Here is a 20,458-nt window from a genome sequence, read left to right as displayed (position 1 = left end):
AGCGCGGGTCTGCTCTCTGTCAGGAAATCACTCTGCTTTCCGGTTGCTGCGATAAATGAGTGCCAGTGCGATGATCAGGCAGGGAATAGCCGCAATCCGGTGCCATGACAGCGCGATCTGCGGATTATCCAGCCAGCCGAAATTATCAATCAGCATACCCATTGCCAGTTGTCCGAGGATTACCGCGACCGTTGCCACCGCCGTTCCGACACGGGGTACCGCTGTCACCATCACAATGATGTAAGGCACGCCAAATAATGCGCCCGCGAGTTGCCACTTCGGTACGGTGAGCAAGGTTTGCGGCTGTGGTGTTTGCAAAAACAGCACCAGCACTGCGGTAATGGCAGCCCCGACGCTGAACGTCAGGAATGCGCTTTTCAGTACGCCCACTTTCCCGCCTAACTGCCCGTTCACCGCCGCCTGCATACTCAGCGCGGCACCGGCCACAATGGCCAGTATTATCATCATCAGTTCAGTCATGGTTCAGTCCCAGGCAATCAAAACAAGTGCAGCAACGATAAACAGCAGCGCCAGCAGGCGTTCGCCGCCGACTTTTTTGTGCGGTGTACCAAACCAGCCGTAATGGTCGATCAGCACGCTTTTCGCCACCTGCCCTGACAAAATCGCAATCATGGTCATACCGATACCAATGACTGGCGTCGCGAGCGTCAGCACCACGACATAGACCGGGCCGAGCACGCCACCCAGCAATGTCCAGCCCGGTTGTTCATTGAATGACGGCGCATTACGCGGGCTGAGAAACAGCACCAGCAGGCCGGTGAGCACCGCACCCACACCAAAAATACTCAGCGTGGCCCACAGATGGCCAACCTCCGTTCCCAGCGGACCAATCAGCCCGGCCTCCAGTGAAAGCCCCATCCCCGCCAGAACGACCAGCGGAATTAACATCAGATTCATCATTGCCCTGCTTTCTGTTTTTTTCGAAGCGGCGACTATAACGTGACAGAACTATGCGAAAAACAGCACAATCAGGAAAATACCTTTGCGGGATACGCACAGATGAAAGGTTTTAATCAGATCAATATTCAGGCATTACGGCTGTATGTCGCGGTACTGGATCAGGGCAGTTTCTCTGAGGTGGCGCGGCGTGAGGCGATGTCGCCGTCAACCGTATCGCGGGTGATTTCCCAGCTTGAACAGGCATTACAGACGCAACTGCTGTATCGCAACACACGCGCCGTCAGCCCGACAGAATCCGGCAAACTGCTCGCCGGTCATGCGCGACAGGTGCTGACACAGCTGGATCTCGCCACGCTGGATTTGCAGGAGCAGGACAGCGAACCCGGCGGACTGGTGCGCATCAATGCGCCGGTAGTTTTTGGTCAGCGCCATCTTGCGCCGTGGTTGCATGAGCTGAGTACACGTTATCCGCGCCTGAATATCGAGCTGATGCAGACCGACGATTTTATCGACCCGTTGCAGGACAGCGTTGACTTGCTCATCCGTATTGGCGTGATGGCGGACTCCACCCTGCAGGCGCGCACGCTCGGCCATCAGAATTTTCGCCTTGCCGCCAGCCCTGCTTATCTGGCCCGCGCAGGAAAGCCGGAAACACCGGAGGATTTAGCCAGTCACAGTTGCCTGGTGTTCAAAGGATTTGCCGGTCCGCAACGCTGGTACTTTCGTCAGCCGGAACAGGAATGGCATTCGATGACCCTGCGGGGATTACTGACCAGCAATAATGCGGAAACCCTGACGCAGGCCGGGATCGACGGCATGGGGCTGGTGGTGTTCCCCACCTGGCTGATTGGCGATGCCCTGCGCGACGGTCGGCTGGTCAGCGTACTGGAAAATTATCAGGTATCGACGTCACCGGAGCCGCAAACCATCAGCGCGCTGTATCCGAACAGCCGCCGCCCGTCGATCAAAGTCAGGGCTGTGATTGATTTTCTGCTGGAGAAATTTGGCAGTCCGGCGTACTGGGAAAGGTAAACATATCCGTCTTCTGAGTTGCCATTAATACCCCCTCCCCGCCTCCCCCTTCGCAGGGGGAGGAGTAAAACCCGATCGGCGATATCCCATGCAAAGGGCTCGATCGGCTCCCTCCCCTGCGAAGGGGAGGGTTGGGGGTGGGGTATTAATGACAAAAACAATGCTGAAGCTTGCGCTTCGCCCAATATCAGGAATTCAACTCCATCCCCACATGCGGGATCCCATCTTCGTCATAAATTTCGGTATAGGCCACAAACCCCAGCCTGCCGTAGAATCCCTGCAAATGCGCCTGTGCGGAAATCGCGACGCGCGCACCCGGCCAGTGTTTCTGGCAGGCAGCCAGTGCCTGTTCCATCAGCTGATAACCCAGTTTCAGGCCGCGTGCAGAGGGCGCGACAATCACCCGTCCGATTGCCACGTCATCTTCAAAACGCAGAATACGCGCGTAGGCAGCAATCTTGCCATCCAGCCAGGCGACGATATGACGGTTTTCGCCGGTCAGATCCTGTCCGTCGATATCCTGATAAACACAGGTTTGTTCCACCACAAATACTTCACTTCGCAGTGCAAGAATGGCGTAAAGCTGCGCCGCGTTCAGTTCACTGTGATGATAATCCTGCCAGTGAAGCGATGATGATTCCGTCATGAGTGAATGCCCTGCCTGTTTTCTGAAAGCCAAAAAAAAGAGATATTCCTGAGAATATCTCTTTTTAACACAGATTTTACAGCCAATTTATCAGGCAGATTTCTTCAGCGGCTGCGTGCGAACCGGTGCGTCGCCCGCGGTGTAATACGCCGCCGTACTGCGCGGTAATGGCTGGCGACCACGGATTTTATCGGCAATCTTTTCGGCGATCATAATAGTTGTCGCATTCAGGTTACCGGTAATGATCTGCGGCATGATGGAGGCATCAACCACGCGCAGCCCTTCCATACCGTGAACCCGCCCTTCTCCGTCTACCACCGCCATCTCATCCGTGCCCATTTTACAGGTGCATGACGGATGGAAAGCCGTTTCCGCATGTTCACGGATAAACGCATCCAGCTCTTCGTCAGTCTGTACGTTTTCACCCGGGCTGATTTCACGACCACGGTAAGGATCCAGCGCTGGCTGATTCATGATTTCACGCGTGATGCGGATGGCGTCACGGAACTCCTGCCAGTCCTGCTCCGTCGCCATGTAATTAAACAGAATGCTCGGATGCTGGCGCGGATCTTTCGATTTCACCTGAACGCGGCCACGGCTGGGTGAACGCATTGAACCGACATGCGCCTGGAAACCGTGCTCTTTCACCGCATTACTGCCGTTGTAATTAATCGCCACCGGCAGGAAGTGATACTGAATATTCGGCCAGGCAAATTCTTCACGGCTGCGGATAAAACCGCCCGCTTCAAACTGATTGCTGGCACCCACGCCGGTGCCTTTAAACAGCCACTCGGCACCAATCGCTGGCTGGTTGTGCATCTGCAATGCCGGATACAACGAGACCGGCTGCGTACAACTGTATTGCAGGTACATTTCCAGATGATCCTGCAGGTTCTCCCCGACGCCCGGCAAGTCGTGCACCAGCGGGATATCCAGACGGTTCAGCAGTTCAGCCGCACCGACACCGGAACGTTGCAGAATTTGCGGAGAGGCAATCGCGCCGCTGCACAGCAACACTTCGCGTTTCGCCTTCGCCGTTTTGGCGTTGTATTCATCACCGTGGAAATAGCTGACACCCACCGCGCGCTTGCCGTCGAACAGGATCCTGTCGGTCAGGGCATGCGTCACAATGGTCAGATTGGCGCGCGGTTTGGCCTGATCCAGATACCCGCGGGCAGTGCTCGCACGACGCCCCTTCGGCGTCACGGTTCTGTCCATCGGGCCAAAACCTTCCTGTTTAAACCCATTCAGGTCATCCGTGCGCGAATACCCCGCCTGCACACCGGCTTCAATCATCGCGCCGAACAGCGGATTATTGCCGTTTTTAGGCGTCGCCACGCTCACCGGCCCTTCGCCGCCGTGGAAGTCATTCGGGCCGATGTCGCGGGTTTCTGCTTTACGGAAATAAGGCAGGCAGTCCAGATAACTCCAGTTTTCCAGACCTGGTGCTTTCGCCCAGTTATCGAAATCCATCGCGTTACCGCGGATGTAACACATGCCGTTAATCAGCGACGAGCCTCCCAGCCCTTTACCGCGCCCGCACTCCATGCGGCGGTTATTCATATGCGGCTCCGGGTCGGTTTCGTACGCCCAGTTGTAACGACGACCCTGTAACGGAAATGCCAGCGCCGCAGGCATCTGCGTGCGAAAATCCAGACGATAATCCGGGCCACCGGCTTCGAGCAGTAACACACTGACACTGCTGTCTTCAGTCAGACGGGTGGCGAGTACGTTGCCGGCAGAACCGGCCCCGATAATGATGTAATCGTAATCCATTGAATCTCCTCTGTTGCAGCGGATCAAAATACTGAGCTGAATTCGCCCAGTTCGACCTGCACGGATTTGATTTGGGTGTAATGCTCAAGTGTGGTGATGCCGTTTTCGCGCCCGACACCGGAATGTTTGTAACCGCCGACCGGCATTTCTGCGGCAGATTCGCCCCAGGTGTTAATCCAGCAAATCCCGGCTTCGAGTTTGTGGATCACGCGGTGGGCGCGGTTGAGATCCTGCGTCACCAGTCCGGCGGCCAGACCATATTCAGTATCATTGGCGCGGCGGATCACTTCTTCTTCGCTTTCATAAGTCAGAATGCTCATCACCGGTCCGAAGATTTCTTCACGGACGATCAGCATGTCATCACGGCAGTCGGTAAATACCGTCGGGGCGACGTAAGCGCCTTTGGCGAATTCACCGGAAGTCATACGTTCGCCACCGGTCAGCAAGGTCGCGCCTTCACGTTTGCCGCTTTCGATGTAACGCAGCACGGATTCCATGTGCGCGAAGCTGACCAGCGGGCCGAAGTTGACATTTTCATCTGTCGGATCGCCTGAGCGAATGCGTTTCACCCGTTCCAGCACTTTGGCTTCGAACGCTTTATGCAATGCTTTGGGGATAAACACCCGGGTGCCGTTGGTGCACACCTGTCCGGCGCTGTAGAAATTCGCCATCATCGCGATGTCGGCGGCTTTATCAAGATCGGCATCATCAAAAATAATCAATGGCGATTTACCGCCCAGTTCCATAGTGACTTCTTTCAGCGTGGAGGCCGAGGCGCTGGCCATAACTTTCTTGCCAGTTTTGATACCGCCAGTGAAGGAGACTTTGGCGATATCCGGATGATCGGTTAACGCCTGGCCGACGCTGGCCGCGCCCGTCACCACGCTGAAAACGCCGTCCGGCACACCGGCTTGGGTGTAGATTTCTGCCAGTTTCAGGGCAGTCAGCGACGTGTTTTCACTCGGTTTGAACACCATCGCATTACCGGCCGCCAGCGCAGGAGCAGATTTCCACAAGGCAATCTGAATCGGATAGTTCCACGCGCCGATACCGGCGACCACACCCAGCGGCTCGCGGCGGGTATAAACGAAAGAAGAATCACGCAGCGGAATTTGCTGGCCTTCAATCGCCGGGATTAACCCGGCGTAGTACTCCAGCACATCCGCGCCGGTGACGATATCCACGGCCAGCGTTTCAGACAGCGGTTTACCGGTGTCTGCCGTTTCAATAGCGGCCAGTTCGTCGTTGCGCTCACGCAGAATATCCACCGCGCGGCGCAGAATACGGGCGCGGCTCATGGCGGTCATCGCGGCCCAGACTTTCTGGCCTTTCTGCGCGGATTTCACCGCCAGATCGACATCTGCATGTGTGGCGGATTGCACCGTGGCAATCACTTCGCCGTTGGCCGGATTAACGGCGTCGAAGGTTTCATCACCGGTGCTGTCCTGAAAACGCCCGTTGATATAAAGTTTTTGCTTGCCGTAGCGGGACATACATCTCTCCTCGGTCTGTGCGGTCTGAAAATTTTCTGCGCCGTTTACTGCCCGACAACGCGCGGTGCGAACTGCGATTCAATATGGCGATGTGTTATCTGCATCGCCTCGTCGCGGTTAAACGCTTTACCGCTGAGTGCGCCGCGCAGCCACAGGCCATCAATCAATGCCGCCGTGCTTTGCGCTGCGAGACGCGCCTCGTTTTTAGGCAGAAAACGTCTGAATTCAGAACATAAATTGGAATAGAGCCGGCGGCTGTTAACCTGTTGCAGCCGGTACAACTGCGGGTGATGCATGCTGCTCGCCCAGAAGGCCAGCCAGGTTTTCATCGCCGCGCTGTTAGTCTGACTGTCGTCAAAATTGGCTTCTGCAATCGCATGCAGCCGCGCCGTCGGTGCGGTATCCGTCATCTGTGATAAGCGCAACCGCACACCTTCTCCCAGATGACTGAGCAAATAACGCATAGTGGCTTCCAGCAGCCCGTTCTTGTCACGAAAGTAGTGACTGATGATGCCGTTGGAGACGCCAGCGCGGCGGGCAATTTGCGAAATCGAAGCATCGTGCATACCGACTTCGTTCACCGCAGCCAGCGTTGCCTCAATTAATTGCTGCCGTCTGATGGGCTGCATTCCTACTTTGGGCATGGTTCCGGCTCCTGAAAATGAGCGGGTTGCAATGCGCTTAAAAAACCCTTTTTACGCTCCCGCTCAGCCTTGTTAAAACGCTCTCACTCCTCCTATTTAACTTTTTTTTGATTGAACGTTCAATTAAAAATGCATATATTTTATTACCAATACGTTAGTAATTTGTATGAATTTTGAGATTTAAATGAATCCAATTTATTGAAAAATAGCGATTAATTGACATAACAGGGGAAAAGATGGCGATTGCCGATACGACAGAGAGAAAAAGCGAAAAACCTCGCGACCAGCTGAACAAGGTTGTGTTCTTCACCTCCGCCGGGCTGATTTTAGCCTTCACATTAATGACCATTTTCTTCACCGATTTATCAGGAAAATGGATCAGCCTGACCCTTAACTGGGTGTCCGCCACCTTCGGCTGGTATTACATGCTGGCGGCTACGCTGTACATCGTGTTTGTAGTGTTCATAGCCTGTTCACGTTTTGGTTCGATCAAACTGGGCCCTGAACAATCCAAACCCGAATTCAGCATGATGAGCTGGGCTGCAATGCTGTTTGCTGCCGGGATCGGCATCGACCTGATGTTCTTCTCGGTCGCCGAACCGGTGACACAATACATGTTGCCACCGGAAGGCAACGGGCAAACGCTGGAAGCCGCGCGGCAGGCCATGACCTGGACGCTGTTCCACTACGGCCTGACCGGCTGGGCGATGTACGCGCTGATGGGCATTGCACTGGGCTATTTCAGCTACCGCTATAACCTGCCGCTGACCATCCGTTCGGCGCTGTACCCGATTTTTGGTAAGCGCATTAACGGCCCGATCGGTCATAGCGTGGATATCGCTGCCGTGGTCGGGACTATTTTTGGTATCGCCACCACGCTCGGCATTGGTGTGGTGCAGCTTAACTACGGCCTGAAAGTGCTGTTCCATATTCCGGAAAACCTGACCGTTCAGGCCGCGCTGATCCTGCTTTCTGTGATTATGGCGACGGTGTCGGTGACCTCCGGCGTTAACAAAGGTATCCGTATTCTGTCGGAACTCAACGTGCTGCTGGCGCTGGGGCTGATTCTGTTCCTGCTGTTCTTCGGCAATACCGAATTCCTGCTCAATGCGCTGGTGCTCAATATTGGCGATTACATCAATCGCTTTATGGGCATGACACTCAATACCTTTGCCTTTGACCGCCCGACCGAATGGATGAACAGCTGGACCCTGTTCTTCTGGGCGTGGTGGGTAGCGTGGTCGCCGTTTGTTGGCCTGTTCCTGGCGCGTATTTCACGCGGTCGTACCATCCGTCAGTTCGTGTTCGGCACCCTGATTATTCCGTTCGTCTTCACCCTGCTGTGGCTGTCAATTTTCGGTAACAGTGCGCTGTACCAGATCCTGCATGGCAATCTGGATTTCGCTAACGAGGTGATCTCACACCCTGAACGCGGCGTTTACAGCCTGCTGGCACAGTATCCCGGCTTTACGCTGAGCGCGTCCGTCGCGACGATTACCGGCCTGCTGTTTTATGTCACCTCGGCGGATTCCGGTTCGCTGGTGTTGGGTAACTTCACCTCAAAACTGGCAGACATCAATAACGATGCGCCAAACTGGCTGCGGATTTTCTGGTCGGTCACCATCGGCGTACTGACACTGGGTATGCTGATGACCGACGGCGTTTCTGCACTGCAAAACACCACGGTAATTATGGGTCTGCCGTTCAGCTTTGTGATTTTCTTCATCATGGCCGGATTGTATAAATCACTGCGTCTGGAAGATTACCGCCGCGCCAGCACCCAGCAGACTCTGGCTCCGCTGCCTGCCACCAGCGACGCGGCGCTGAACTGGAAACAGCGTCTGTCGCGGGTCATGAATTATCCGGGCACACGCCACACCCAGAAAATGATGGACACTGTTTGCCGCCCTGCGATGCAGGAAGTGGCCCAGGAACTGGAACTACGCGGGGCAAAAGTGACCTTTAACGAGCACGCGCCACAGGAAGACGAGAAAATCGGGCCGCTGGAATTGCAGGTCGCGTTGGGCGAAGAGCAAAACTTTGTCTATCAGATCTGGCCGGTACGTTATGCGGTTCCTGCCTTTACCTATCGCGCACGCGCCGGTAAATCGCATTATTACCGTCTGGAAACCTTCCTTCTTGAAGGGACTCAGGGTAATGACCTGATGGACTTCACCAAACATCAGGTGATCAATGACATTCTGGATCAATACGAACGTCATCTGAACTTCCTGCATATCAACCGTGAAGCGCCGGGCAACACCCTCACCTTCCCCGAACAGCCAGTCTGACAGGTGCCCACAAAAAACCCGCGCCATGCGGGTTTTTTTATAGGCTTCCCCCTCTCAGCGAAGAAACGGCAGCACTTTCTCCAGCAATAATTCCGGTTGTTCTTCAGCAAGATAATGCCCGCACGGCAACGCCTCGCCCTGAACGTCTTCCGCCACCTTTGCCCATTCCTCCAGCGGCGTAAAACAGGTGCCGACAATGCCCTTTTCGCCCCACAGGATCAACAGCGGACACCGCACTTTGCGAGATGCATTCACGTCAGTCTGATCGTGTTGCAGGTCAACAGCAGCGGAAGCCCGGTAATCCTCGCAAATCCCGCGCGCCGTTCCATCAAGTTGCAGACAACGCAAATAATCTGCGTAAGCTTCGTCGGTGAAAGGTTGCATACCGGCGCTGCGGCTGCCCATTACGCTGCGCAGGTAAAGATCAGGATCAGCCTTGATCAGTGTTTCCGGTAGCGGTGCCGGGCGGATGAGGAAAAACCAGTGCCAGTAAGCGCGCGCAAAAGCTTCACTGGTTTGCTGATACATGGAAAGCGTCGGCGCAATATCCATCAGCACCATCCGTTTCACTGCCTGCGGGTGATCAAGCGCCAGCCGGTGTGCCACGCGGGCACCCCGGTCATGCGCGATCACACTGAACTGGCTGAAACCGAGCGCGGCCATCAGTTCGAGCTGATCCTGCGCCATTTCGCGCTTGCTGTACCGCAGGTGATCCGCGTCCGGCTCGGGTTTACCGCTGTCACCGTAACCGCGTAAATCGGCAAGCACCACGGTGAACTGAGAAGTGAGGTAGGGTGCGACTTTATGCCAGATCGCCTGCGTCTGCGGGTGTCCGTGCAGCAATAACAGCGGCTCGCCCTGCCCGGCAATCCGGTAAGCAATCTCCGTTCCGCTGACCACCATCCGGCCTTGGGTAAAATGTTCAAACATGGGTTTTCTCCTTTTTTACCCATCTTAGTCGCTCGCCGGTTGGCAACAAGGCCACAAGTGAAGATCGCTGATTCACGATCTGTGTTTTGACTCATCACACTCAGGCCGTTGCCCGATAAGCGTGAAGTTGCGACGCTGGCATTATCCGTTACGTTTATCAGGGCAATGAAATGAAGCCAAAAACGCTGTATGAAAAACATATCGACAGCCACAGCGTTCGTACGCTGGATGACAAGGGCCACGTGTTGCTTTACATCGACCGGCAGGTGATTAACGAGTACACCAGCCCGCAGGCGTTTAGCGGTTTGCGTGAAGCCAGCCGTCGCGTATGGCGGCCGGAAACCTCACTGGCGGTAGTCGATCACGTCAACCCGACGGCACCGCTACGCATCCGTCAGATGCCGGATGCCGGTGGCGCGCGTCAGGTGTCATATCTGGCTGAGAACTGCGCCGAATTTGGCATTGAGTTGTTCGATATTCTCGATAAACGTCAGGGGATCGAACATGTTGTTGCACCGGAACAGGGCTTTATCCTGCCCGGTATGGTCATTGCCGCCGGAGACAGCCACACCACCACATACGGCGCATTAGGGGCGTTTGGTTTTGGTATCGGCACCTCGGAAATTGAACATCTTCTGGCGACGCAAACACTGGTGTATAAGCGCCTGAAAACCATGCGGGTTACCGTCACTGGCACACTGGCGACGGGTATCACGGCCAAAGACCTGGTGATGGCGCTGGTGGCAAAAATCGGGGCGGCGGGCGCGACCGGTTATGCCATCGAATTCTGCGGACCGGGTATCGACATGCTGAGCGTTGAAGGTCGTATGACCATTTGTAATATGGCCGTGGAAGCCGGTGCGCGTGGCGCGTTCATGGCACCCGACGATAAAGTGTTTGCCTATCTGCAAGACAAACCACGCGCGCCAAAAGGCCAGCAGTGGCGGGATGCCGTGGAGGTCTGGCGCGAATTACGCAGTGATCCGGATGCCGTTTTTGATCGTGAAGTGACACTGTGTGCGGAAGAGATCGCGCCGATGGTCAGCTGGGGGACCAGCCCCGATCAGGCACTGGCGATAAACGGTCAGGTGCCTGATCCGCAAGCCGAACCGGATGCCTCACGCCGCCAGGATCTGCAACGTGCACTCCGCTATATGGGATTGCGTGCCGGTCAGTCGCTTAACAGCATTCCTGTCAGCCACGCGTTTATCGGCTCCTGCACCAACGCGCGTATTGAAGATTTACGGGCAGCGGCAGACGTCGTGCGCGGTAAAAGCGTCGCCGCCACGGTGCGGGCGATAATTGTTCCGGGGTCCAGTCAGGTTCGGGCACAGGCTGAGCAGGAAGGTCTGGCGGAGATATTTATCCAGGCCGGTTTCGAATGGCGACAATCGGGTTGCTCAATGTGTCTGGCAATGAACGACGACGTGCTGTCGCCCGGCGACCGCTGTGCATCCAGCACCAACCGTAATTTTGAAGGCCGTCAGGGTGCGGGCGCACGCACTCATCTGATGAGCCCGGCGATGGTTGCGGCAGCGGCTATTTGTGGCCATCTGACCGATGTCCGTGACCTGTAAGGAGTCATCATGGAAGCATTTACTACACTGACCGGTATTGCCGCGCCGTTGCCTGCGGCGAATGTGGACACCGATGTGATCATGCCAAAACAGTTTCTCAAAGGCATCGACCGCAACGGGTTAGATCGCGGGGTGTTTTTCGATCTGCGTTTTCTGGCGGACGGCTCGCCCGATCCGGCGTTTATCCTCAATCAGCCCCAATGGCAGGGGACGAAATTCCTGCTGGTCGGCCCGAATTTTGGCTGCGGTTCCAGCCGTGAACATGCGGTATGGGGGCTGAAACAGCTCGGTATCCGGGCGCTGATCGGCACCACGTTCGCGGGAATTTTCTTCGATAACTGTCAGCGCAACGGCGTGCTTACAGTGCAACTGGATCCCGCGCAGTGGGTGCAAATGGCGCAGGCGGTGATCCATGGTGATAAAAATGAAATGACTGTCGATTTATCCGCGCAAAAAATTATCCTGCAAAATGGTGAACGGATTGATTTTGCTATCGATGAACTGAGTAAGATTGCGCTACTTAACGGGCTGGATGCCATCGGTACAACACTGCAATTTCGCGATGAAATCAGTCAGTTTCAGCAGGCGCATTTGCAGCGCAATCCGTGGCTGGCGTAATAAGCGTCAGCCCGGTAACTGGCTGAATCGCTGTTGCAGAAACTCAACACAGACCCGCAATTTTGCCGAATCCGCCAGCCGCGTGGGATAAACTGCCCAGACGCTGGCGGGTTGGGAATATTGCGGCAGCACCCGCACCAGTTCACCACGGGAAAGATAAGGCTGAACATCCCACTGTGAACGCAAAATGATGCCATGGTGTTTCAGCGCCCACTGTAATACCACTTCGCCACTGTTCGACGAGAGCGCCCCTTTCACCCTGACGCGGTGTTCCTTGCCTTCTCCCGTAAGCGACCAGATGCCAAAAGGATTGTCGCGCTCTTTGATCACCAGACACTGATGCTGCGCCAGCGCTTGCGGTGAGTCAGGCGTGCCGTGAGCAGCCAGATATTCCTTTGATGCGCAGAGGATCCGCTGTTGCTGCGCCAGTTTTTTGCCGATGTACTGCTCAGGTACGTCATCGCCGACCAGAATTTCCAGATCAATACCTTCCGCGACCAAATCCACCACGCGGTCGAAAAGATCAAGGCGCAGATTGAGTTGCGGATAACGTGCCGCCAGTTCCGCTATCGCCGGAGCCACATGGCAACGTCCGAAACCAAACGAGCTGCAAATATGCACGTTGCCACGCGCTTCACTGCGCGAATCTGACAGGTCACCGATGAACTGATCAAAGGTATCGAGAATTTGTAACGCCCATCGCTGCGTGCGCTCGCCGTCTTCTGTCAGCCGCACCCCCTTTGTTGACCTGTGCAGCAAACGACAGTTGAGCGACTCTTCAAGGATCTGAATACGCTTGCTGACATACGCCGGTGACTGCCCCAGTTCGATAGCGGCAGCGGCAAAACTTTGCTTATTCACTACCGCCAGGAAGACCTGTAAGTCTTCAGCCAGCGGCAAACGCTCACGTTCACTGCTCATGATTAACGTCCGTAAACCGGCTGGTTAAGCTTGTCAGCCTTGTGCACATCACTGCTTTTCACCCCGGCACCGGACAGTTTTTCTTCCGCTTCCTCAATGTCTTCATTGTCGATTTCCAATGATTCCTGATCGATACCCTGAGAAGGCGTCAGCGCCAGTTCCACCAGGATCGGGAAGTGATCTGAACCCATAAAATCAAGACGTTTCAGATCAATCAGGGTGAAATCTTTGCTGTGGAAAACGTGATCCAGCGGCCAGCGCAGGAACGGATAACTGGCATGGAAGGTGTTGTACATGCCACGACCGCGGCGCGGATCCAGCAGGCCGCTGATTTTCATGAACAGCCGCGTGGTGCGCGACCAGGCCACGTCATTCAGGTCGCCGGTGACAATGGTCGGGTAACGCGCTTTCGCTGCCGTGTGTCCGACAGCAACCAGTTCCCCGTCACGGCGGGTGGATTCATCCGCTTCTGTCGGGCTGGGCGGCATCGGGTGCAGACAGTGCAAAATCACCTGCTCGCCGGACGGCAGTTCAGCGCGAAAATGCATGGAAGGAATATCATCAGCCACCAGATACTGAATCTTCGCCGCCTGCATCGGCAGGCGCGAATACACATGCATACCGTACAGATTTTCCAGCGGACAGCGCAGGCTGTGCGGATAATCGGCATCCAGTTCTGCCATCTGATCTTCCCACCACTGATCGGTTTCCAGCAGCACCAGAATATCCGGTTGATAATGCCTGACCTGCGCGAGTAATTTTTCCGGCTCACGGTTAGTGGTCAGCACATTGCTGTTCATGATCTTGATACGCGAATGGCCGTTGGGCACCGTTTTCTTCACCTGTACCGGATACAGGCGGGTATAAGGCAAAATCCACCAACTCTGATACGCCATGCAGGCAACGGTCAGGATGATCACCGTGGTGGTGATCGCATCACCGAACGGCATGATCGCCAGTTCAGTCAGCAGAAAAAACAGGCACAGCGAGGCCATCTGTAAACGCGGGAAATCCCAGACACGCACCCACCAGCGCTGATTGCGCGACACAGGAAGAAGCGTCAGCAGGGTCATAATGACCGTCAGTACGCAAATGGTTATTCGTAATGCTTGCATCGGTTATCGGCCCTGATAAAAAAGCAAAAATAATACCCTCAATATGACGGGTATTTTGTTGTTAACCGATTGTGACTGAAAAAGAGGGATATGTCGCCGCCTTCTCCCATCATCAGAAAAAGGCGGCAGATTCAGCAAAGATTATTTTGTGGCGGCTGCCTGATCAGGCACATGGCACCAGTTGTGCTGCTCGACAATCCCGCCATTTGGCGAGGTATAACCGATACAGCCCAGAATGGTGTCATACAGTTTTTCATGGAACGCCGGTTTCTTCTCGGCAGCCATTTTTTGCAGTTGTTGGAAACTGGCCTTGTTCTGATCATTCGCCAGGAATTTGTCCGACGCCCAGACCATGATCGGCACCGTACGTTGCTCGGCTGGCGCATGATCACGCGGTGTACCGTGGAAATGCATGCTTTTCGAAATCGACTCACCGTGATCGGAGGCGTAGAACACGATCGCATTCTTATCGCGTAACTGGTCAAAGACCTGCGACAGGAAGTAATCGGTATACAGCAGTGAATTATCGTAAGCGTTAATCATTTCCCCGGTGGAACAGGAATCATCGATGCCCATACATTCCGGCTTATATTTAGCGAAAGAACGCGGATAACGGTCTGAATACAGATAATGAGAACCCTTGGTATGCAGGATAATCAGATGCTTACCTTTAGGATGGTTATTCATCGAGTCTTTCATTTCATCGATGAGCAGCATGTCATCCACCGGCTTACCGGCGTTGCGCTTTTCAGACGCGATGTTTTCACGCAGTGAATAATCATCCGCACGGGTTTTGTTATAGAACCAGGCTTCACTCTGCATGGAATATAACTCTGAACTCCAGCCATTACTTTTCAGCACGGAAAAGACGTTCATTTCTTTCAGCGTACGCTGTGGCTCTTCAGATGCCCCGCCTTCGCGGACAAACATACAGCGCAAGGAAAGCTTGGTGGCGGTATCACAGGAATAGCCCTGCAGGGCGACCAGATTTTTCTCTTTGTCGAGATTTGGCGTGTTGTCACGGTCGTAGCCGTACAGCCCCATATGGTCGCGGCGGGCGCTCTCGCCGATCACAAACACCACGTACATATCTTTGGCATCTGCCGGTGCGGTATACGTGAAATGTTTGGCCGGATCGTACAGATTTTTGGTGTCTTCCGCCTGGCTGTAACTGCTGTAAGTATACAAACCCAGCGCCGAAAGCCAGTTAGACGGTGAATATGTGCCGGCAACCACACCGCCATAACTCGCCATCATGCGGTTGTTTACGATGTCGTGGCGATCCTGCACTTTGCCCATCAGTTGCAGCGGCATGTAACAAAGCAGGCCGGAGGCCGCGAGCAGCAGGGTTCTGACCGCCAGTTTTTTAAACGTCGTTTGTTTGAGAGCCGCACCCGGCATTTTGCTCAGCCACAGCAACAGTACCGGCAACAAACTCACCAGCACGGTCCAGGCGATGAAATGTGTTCCGATAGATTCTTTCGATAAATCAATGGAATCAGACGCCAGCGCTGCCGCTAAAATTCCGTAACCGATATCAACGTTAAACAGAATCATGTAGTAACTGGCGGCGGCAGAGGAAATCACGATAGCGGTCATCAGGACACGGAAAACGGTTTTTCCGGTATACGACAGCAACATACAAAGGAAATAGACCAGGGCAAAACAGGCAACCATTTCGACAGCAATCGACAAGGCATTGTCATAATGCAGTTGCTGATAACGACGGATGAAAATCGGAAGGTTTAGCAGAAGCCCCAGGTAAAGTGCAACGAACAAAGAAATGCTCTGTTGCGAAAGTGTACGAATTTTATGCATTGGCAATAACTGGCTCTTTTGTGAGTCTGGCTGCGTTGTACTAACCGCTCATACCGGAGGTTGGAACCCACTCCTTAGGACATATAGACTCCGGGCTGAGCATTTTCGTTCAAACTGAATGGTGACTTCCAATGTGATAATGTAACAAAATTAACGAATCCTTTTTATTTCAATTACATGAAAAAGAAATATTCCGGCTTTTTTTACGCAATTTTTCCCTTTCATTGAGAAACTATTGAGAAAGCTTGCGGTCGGATGCGGGAAAATAAAGGGTAAAACACGTTTCTCCCTGCGCGGAACTGGTTACGCTGACACTTCCCTGATGCAGGGCCATAATGGCCTGAACAATCGACAACCCAAGGCCGCTGGAACTGCCACCTTCGCTACGTGAAGCATCCGCGCGATAGAAGCGGTCGAAAAGTTTTCCGAGTTTTTCCGGCGGAACAGGCTCACCCTGACTGATCACCCGGATATTCATGCCTTTTGCATGGGGTTCGGCGCGCAGCACGATGGCACTTCCCTCGCGGCCATAACGCACCGCATTAGCGACCAGATTACTCAGCGCACGTTGGAAAAGGATCGCATCCGCATGCAAGGTTCCCTCACCTTGCCCTTGAAGCGTCATTTCACGCTCTTCGGCCAGCCCTTCGAAATATTCCTGGATACGGGTAATTTCAGATGAAACATCAATACCGGTGATGGTCAGAACCGAGCGCGCATCGGAAGCGCGCGCCAGGAACAGAATGTTTTCCACCATACGTGAAATGCGTTCCAGCTCTTCTATATTGTTCGCCAGCAGCGTTTCGTATTCTTCCACTGTCCGGGGCTGATATAACGCCACCTGACAATGCCCCATCAGCGCGCCCACCGGGGTGCGGATTTCATGCGCCAGATCGGCGGAAAATTGTGTCAGCCGCTGATACCCCTCGGCGAGCCGGTCCAGCATGTCATTGAAAGAATAAATTAATTGCTGCAATTCCTGCGGCGCATTTTCCGAAGACAAACGCGTAGACAGACTGCCCGGATGGATCTGCGCCGCTTCATGCGCCATATTGCGCAGCGGCCGCAATCCGCGGCGGATCACCAGATAACCCAGTGCGGCAATCAGCAAATAAGCGAATAACACCGCGCCAATAATTTCCCAGCGGAAAGTCTGCAACAGACGCGACTCCTCGGTCATGAAATGCGCGCCGGTGATTTCAACTGTCCGCCCGTCCTGAATCTGTACCGCCGCACGGGCAAAGCGTACCGGCGTACCATCGGGGGCGGTGAGATGATGCACCGTATTCAGCGTCAGCGGCTGGCCGTCAGGCACCGCCGCTACCGGGGGCAATGCCAGCCGCGACGGATTGACGTTGATCAATAGCTTCTCACCGGACAGACGAAACGTCAGGATATCGCGCTCGTTGCCGAGCATATTTTCAAACAGGCCGGGATTACGGCTGAGTTGCGACAGCGGGAATTCGTTGGCAAGCAGATGACGGAAATACTGCACACGCCCGCTGACCTGGTAATCCGCGCGGCGTACCAGTTCTTTATCCATCGAGTAATAGAGGTAGAAACCGACGGCACTGACCACCATCGAGGCGATCAGCGCGAAAAGTAAGGTGGCGCGAAGCGTCAGCGACATGGCGCGTTTCGGGAGGTGAGTCAATTGACGATCACTCATGTCGCACTTCGCACACGTAACCAATGCCACGCACGGTATGGATCAGTTTCACCTCAAAGCTGCGGTCAACCTTGGCACGCAGACGCTTAATGGCGACATCCACTACATTGGTATCACTGTCGAAATTCATGTCCCAGACCTGCGAGGCGATCATGGTTCTCGACAGAACCTCACCCTCGCGGCGCATCAGCAACTGCAGCAACATGAATTCCTTATTGGTCAGTGCGATGGTCTGATCCTGACGGGTCACGCGGCGGCGCAGCACATCAAGATTCAGATCCGCCACCGAATACGCATCCGGCTCACGGGCGGCCGGGCGGCGCAGCAAGGTGCGGATACGCAACACCAGTTCGGTGAAGGAGAACGGTTTGATGAGATAGTCGTCAGCCCCCAGCTCCAGCCCGTGAATGCGATCCTGTACTTCATCGCGGGCGGTGAGAAACAGCACCGGCACGTCGCTCTTTTTGCGCAGGACTTCCATCACCTGCCAGCCGTTCAGCCCCGGCAGCATGACGTCGAGGATCACCGCGTCGTACCCCTCTTCCAGCGCCAGAAACAGGCCGTCGGCACCGTTGCGCGCCAGATCTACGCTGTAACCTGCTTCTGTCAGCCCTTTTTTCAGGTAATCGCCTGTACTGACATCGTCTTCAATCACCAGTATTCGCATTCAGGCCCTCAGCGCCGCATGACCATTCACCTAGAGAATGATTCACCCGAAAGTTTATCAGTTTCGTCAGACACCTTTGATGACAATTTTGTCATCAATTTGTCATCAGCCAATACCGGTTTATCGTCCACTCTTAAGAAAGTTATTCATCACTGGCAGGTTCAGTGATTCATCTAACAGAATGAAAAAACGCTGGAAAATGGAGAATTAATCATGAATGCACCAACACGTCTCGCTGGTCTGTTACTGGGTTCCCTGCTGATGTGCAGCGGGATGACATCGGCATTTGCCGCCGATAATGTGATTAAACCTACACGCGGAACCATTGACTCAGTTAATGACTCATCGGTACAAATCACCACACGTCAGGGCGAAAAACTCGACGTTAAGCTGACCGACCAGACCAAGATCAATGCCGTCACCAAAGGGCAGATCAGCGATATCAAAGCGGACAGCTTCATCGGGACGGCCGCCGTTCCGCAGGCTAATGGCACGCTGAAAGCACTGGAAGTGCACGTATTCGCCCCCAGCCTGCGCGGCAGCGGTGAAGGCTTCAATCCGTTTGAATCCGCCGATGGCAAAATCAATACCATGACCAACGGCACCGTCGGCAAGCTGGTGAACAGCAATGGCCGCACCCTGACCGTGAAATATCACGATGCCGAGAAAACGGTCATTGTGCCTGACGACGTACCGGTTGTACTGCTGGCGCCGGGCGACCGCAGCCTGCTGAAACCGGGCACTAAAATCGTATTGTTTGCCATAAAAGATGACAAAGGTGCACTGGTTGCCCGTGGTATTGCTGCCGGTAAAGACGGCATCGCGCCGCCGATGTAATCCGGCCGAACAACAGGAGATTAAGCGTGAAACCTCAGCTCTCATCGCCCCGGAAGCGCCGGATTCATTCCTGGCCGGTTCGCATTTGTCATTGGATCAATCTGCTGGCAATGATCGGCATGGTGATGAGCGGCTGGGGGATTTATAACGCCGACCCGCTTTTCGCTTTCACTTTCCCGCAGAACACCACCCTCGGCGGCTGGCTGGGTGGCAATATTGCCTGGCATCTGGCGGTAATGTGGCTGCTGGCGGCCAATGCCCTGTTCTATCTGCTGTGGGGCATTTTCAGCGGTCATTTCAGACGCGACTTTTTCCCCTTTTCGCCCCGTACGGTCTGGCGCGATACCGTTCGCGCACTGACATTCAAACTCCCGCACAAGCTGGGTCAGTACAACGCGGTGCAAAAACTGATGTACAGCGGTGTTCTGTTGCTGGGCGCGCTGCTGGTGCTGTCGGGTTTGTCGATCTGGAAACCCGCGCAGTTCAGCGGTCTGGTCTGGTTGTTTGGCGGTTTTGATATCGCCCGTTATGTGCATTTCTTTGCGATGAGCGGCGTACTGCTGTTCGTCATTATTCACGTACTGATGGTTCTGCTGGTGCCGAAAACCTTCGTGGCGATGCTGACCGGCGGCAAAAAAATTAGCACGGAGGACCGAGCCGATGAGTGATAAAACACAGCGGCCAAAAATTATTCTTGAACCCGATCAGCGCAAGCAACTGGTTAATATTCAACGCCGTATGTTATTGCGCTCCGGCCTTACGCTGGGCGCGGTTTCGATGCTTACCGGTTGTAATCTGCAGGACGGCGATCAGGTCGATAAAGTGCTGTGGGCGATGTCCCGCTGGAACGACCGGGTACAAAGCTGGCTGTTCAGCGGCCAGAAACTGGCGCAAACCTATCGCGCCGATCAAATCACCACACCGTTTCGTTTCAACGCGTATTACCCCGAATACAACGTGCCGGAAATCGACATCCCCAATTACCGGCTGGAAGTCTCCGGTTTGGTGCAAAAGAAAGCGCCGTGGACACTGGAACAATTGCAGCGCCTGCCGCAGGAAAGCCAGATCACCCGGCTGATATGCATTGAGGGCTGGAGCGCCATCGGCCAGTGGAAAGGCGTACCGCTGAAAACGTTTCTGCAACACGTCGGCGCGGATCTGACAGCCAAATATGTCGGATTCAAATGTGACGACCGCTATTATTCCAGTATTGATATGGCGACGGCACTGCATCCGCAAACCATTCTGGCTCTGGATTTTGGCGGCAAACCCTTACCCCCCGATTTTGGTTACCCGTTACGCCTGCGGATGCCAACCAAACTCGGCTTTAAAAACGCCAAACATATTGGCGCGATTTTCGTCACCAATGAATATCCCGGCGGCTACTGGGAAGATCAGGGTTATAACTGGTTCAGCGGGATCTGACAGGCATAAAAAAACCGCTCAGCTGAGCGGTTTTTGTTTTCGCGGGAGGGTAACGGCAAAGCGTTACGCTGCGGCGAA

The 20,458-nt window shown here is 54.5% G+C and carries 19 protein-coding genes; 7 read left to right on the top strand and 12 right to left on the bottom strand.

Annotated features, from left to right (window positions below; all coding sequences use genetic code 11):
• Window positions 1-27 precede the first annotated feature (27 nt).
• Entirely contained in the window at window positions 28-480 is a 453-nt protein-coding gene (locus tag LC431_RS23050) for a DMT family transporter (RefSeq protein WP_013574721.1), read from the bottom strand.
• A gap of 3 nt (window positions 481-483) precedes the next feature.
• Window positions 484-918 (bottom strand): DMT family transporter, encoded by a 435-nt coding sequence (locus tag LC431_RS23045; RefSeq protein WP_126125296.1) that lies wholly within the window; start codon window positions 916-918, stop codon window positions 484-486.
• A gap of 102 nt (window positions 919-1,020) precedes the next feature.
• Here LC431_RS23045 and LC431_RS23040 point away from each other — a divergent pair, with 102 nt between their 5' ends.
• On the top strand, window positions 1,021-1,953 hold the full coding sequence (locus LC431_RS23040; RefSeq protein ID WP_041673052.1) for a LysR family transcriptional regulator: 933 nt from the start codon (window positions 1,021-1,023) through the stop codon (window positions 1,951-1,953).
• A gap of 187 nt (window positions 1,954-2,140) precedes the next feature.
• On the opposite strand, the gene LC431_RS23035 is transcribed toward LC431_RS23040, so the two are convergent.
• From LC431_RS23035 to betI, 4 genes are all read right to left on the bottom strand, one after another.
• Entirely contained in the window at window positions 2,141-2,599 is a 459-nt protein-coding gene (locus LC431_RS23035; protein ID WP_013574718.1) for a GNAT family N-acetyltransferase, read from the bottom strand.
• Between the two features lie 90 nt (window positions 2,600-2,689).
• Window positions 2,690-4,375 (bottom strand): choline dehydrogenase, encoded by a 1,686-nt coding sequence (betA, locus tag LC431_RS23030; protein ID WP_131638757.1) that lies wholly within the window; start codon window positions 4,373-4,375, stop codon window positions 2,690-2,692.
• 23 nt (window positions 4,376-4,398) lie between these two features.
• Window positions 4,399-5,868 carry a betaine-aldehyde dehydrogenase gene (gene betB / locus LC431_RS23025; RefSeq protein WP_013574716.1) on the bottom strand — a complete coding sequence of 490 codons (1,470 nt, stop codon included), beginning with the start codon at window positions 5,866-5,868 and terminating at the stop codon, window positions 4,399-4,401.
• A gap of 44 nt (window positions 5,869-5,912) precedes the next feature.
• A complete protein-coding gene (gene betI / locus LC431_RS23020; RefSeq protein WP_223510366.1) occupies window positions 5,913-6,512 on the bottom strand; it encodes a transcriptional regulator BetI in 600 nt (199 codons plus the stop codon).
• Window positions 6,513-6,748: 236 nt separating this feature from the next.
• Here betI and LC431_RS23015 point away from each other — a divergent pair, with 236 nt between their 5' ends.
• Window positions 6,749-8,803 (top strand): choline transporter, encoded by a 2,055-nt coding sequence (locus tag LC431_RS23015; RefSeq protein ID WP_013574714.1) that lies wholly within the window; start codon window positions 6,749-6,751, stop codon window positions 8,801-8,803.
• 54 nt (window positions 8,804-8,857) lie between these two features.
• Here the strand turns inward: LC431_RS23015 and LC431_RS23010 are convergent, their stop codons facing one another.
• Complete coding sequence (locus LC431_RS23010; protein ID WP_112151165.1) at window positions 8,858-9,733, bottom strand: alpha/beta fold hydrolase; 876 nt, start codon at window positions 9,731-9,733, stop codon at window positions 8,858-8,860.
• Between the two features lie 170 nt (window positions 9,734-9,903).
• Here LC431_RS23010 and leuC point away from each other — a divergent pair, with 170 nt between their 5' ends.
• Entirely contained in the window at window positions 9,904-11,310 is a 1,407-nt protein-coding gene (gene leuC / locus LC431_RS23005) for a 3-isopropylmalate dehydratase large subunit (RefSeq protein WP_112151166.1), read from the top strand.
• 9 nt (window positions 11,311-11,319) lie between these two features.
• Entirely contained in the window at window positions 11,320-11,928 is a 609-nt protein-coding gene (gene leuD / locus LC431_RS23000) for a 3-isopropylmalate dehydratase small subunit (RefSeq protein WP_223510365.1), read from the top strand.
• A gap of 6 nt (window positions 11,929-11,934) precedes the next feature.
• On the opposite strand, the gene LC431_RS22995 is transcribed toward leuD, so the two are convergent.
• From LC431_RS22995 to LC431_RS22975, 5 genes are all read right to left on the bottom strand, one after another.
• Complete coding sequence (locus LC431_RS22995; RefSeq protein WP_223510364.1) at window positions 11,935-12,849, bottom strand: LysR substrate-binding domain-containing protein; 915 nt, start codon at window positions 12,847-12,849, stop codon at window positions 11,935-11,937.
• Window positions 12,850-12,851: 2 nt separating this feature from the next.
• Window positions 12,852-13,964, bottom strand: coding sequence for an endonuclease/exonuclease/phosphatase family protein (locus LC431_RS22990; protein WP_119261416.1), 1,113 nt, complete (start codon window positions 13,962-13,964; stop codon window positions 12,852-12,854).
• 141 nt (window positions 13,965-14,105) lie between these two features.
• Window positions 14,106-15,782 (bottom strand): kdo(2)-lipid A phosphoethanolamine 7''-transferase, encoded by a 1,677-nt coding sequence (gene eptB / locus LC431_RS22985; RefSeq protein WP_112151168.1) that lies wholly within the window; start codon window positions 15,780-15,782, stop codon window positions 14,106-14,108.
• A 232-nt stretch (window positions 15,783-16,014) separates the two neighbouring features.
• Window positions 16,015-17,451, bottom strand: coding sequence for a heavy metal sensor histidine kinase (locus tag LC431_RS22980; protein ID WP_153375114.1), 1,437 nt, complete (start codon window positions 17,449-17,451; stop codon window positions 16,015-16,017).
• Complete coding sequence (locus LC431_RS22975) at window positions 17,444-18,118, bottom strand: heavy metal response regulator transcription factor (RefSeq protein WP_013574706.1); 675 nt, start codon at window positions 18,116-18,118, stop codon at window positions 17,444-17,446. The genes LC431_RS22980 and LC431_RS22975 overlap by 8 nt, the downstream gene beginning before the upstream one ends.
• A 213-nt stretch (window positions 18,119-18,331) precedes the next feature.
• On the opposite strand from LC431_RS22975, the gene LC431_RS22970 reads away from it, so the two are divergent.
• Genes LC431_RS22970 through LC431_RS22960 form a run of 3 tightly spaced genes read left to right on the top strand, consistent with a single transcriptional unit; the run spans window position 18,332 to window position 20,380 of the window.
• Window positions 18,332-18,955, top strand: a complete 624-nt coding sequence (locus LC431_RS22970) for a hypothetical protein (RefSeq protein WP_013574705.1) — start codon at window positions 18,332-18,334, stop codon at window positions 18,953-18,955.
• A gap of 26 nt (window positions 18,956-18,981) precedes the next feature.
• Window positions 18,982-19,623, top strand: coding sequence for a cytochrome b/b6 domain-containing protein (locus LC431_RS22965; protein WP_119261412.1), 642 nt, complete (start codon window positions 18,982-18,984; stop codon window positions 19,621-19,623).
• Window positions 19,616-20,380 carry a molybdopterin-dependent oxidoreductase gene (locus LC431_RS22960; RefSeq protein WP_013574703.1) on the top strand — a complete coding sequence of 255 codons (765 nt, stop codon included), beginning with the start codon at window positions 19,616-19,618 and terminating at the stop codon, window positions 20,378-20,380. The genes LC431_RS22965 and LC431_RS22960 overlap by 8 nt, the downstream gene beginning before the upstream one ends.
• Window positions 20,381-20,458: the final 78 nt, after the last annotated feature.

It is taken from the genome of Rahnella sp. GSA61A, assembly GCF_019969905.1.
In the GTDB taxonomy this organism is placed as follows: Bacteria; Pseudomonadota; Gammaproteobacteria; order Enterobacterales; family Enterobacteriaceae; genus Rahnella; species Rahnella aceris.
The sequence above is the reverse complement of the archived record's forward strand: the minus strand, read 5'-3'. Positions and strand labels throughout refer to the sequence as shown.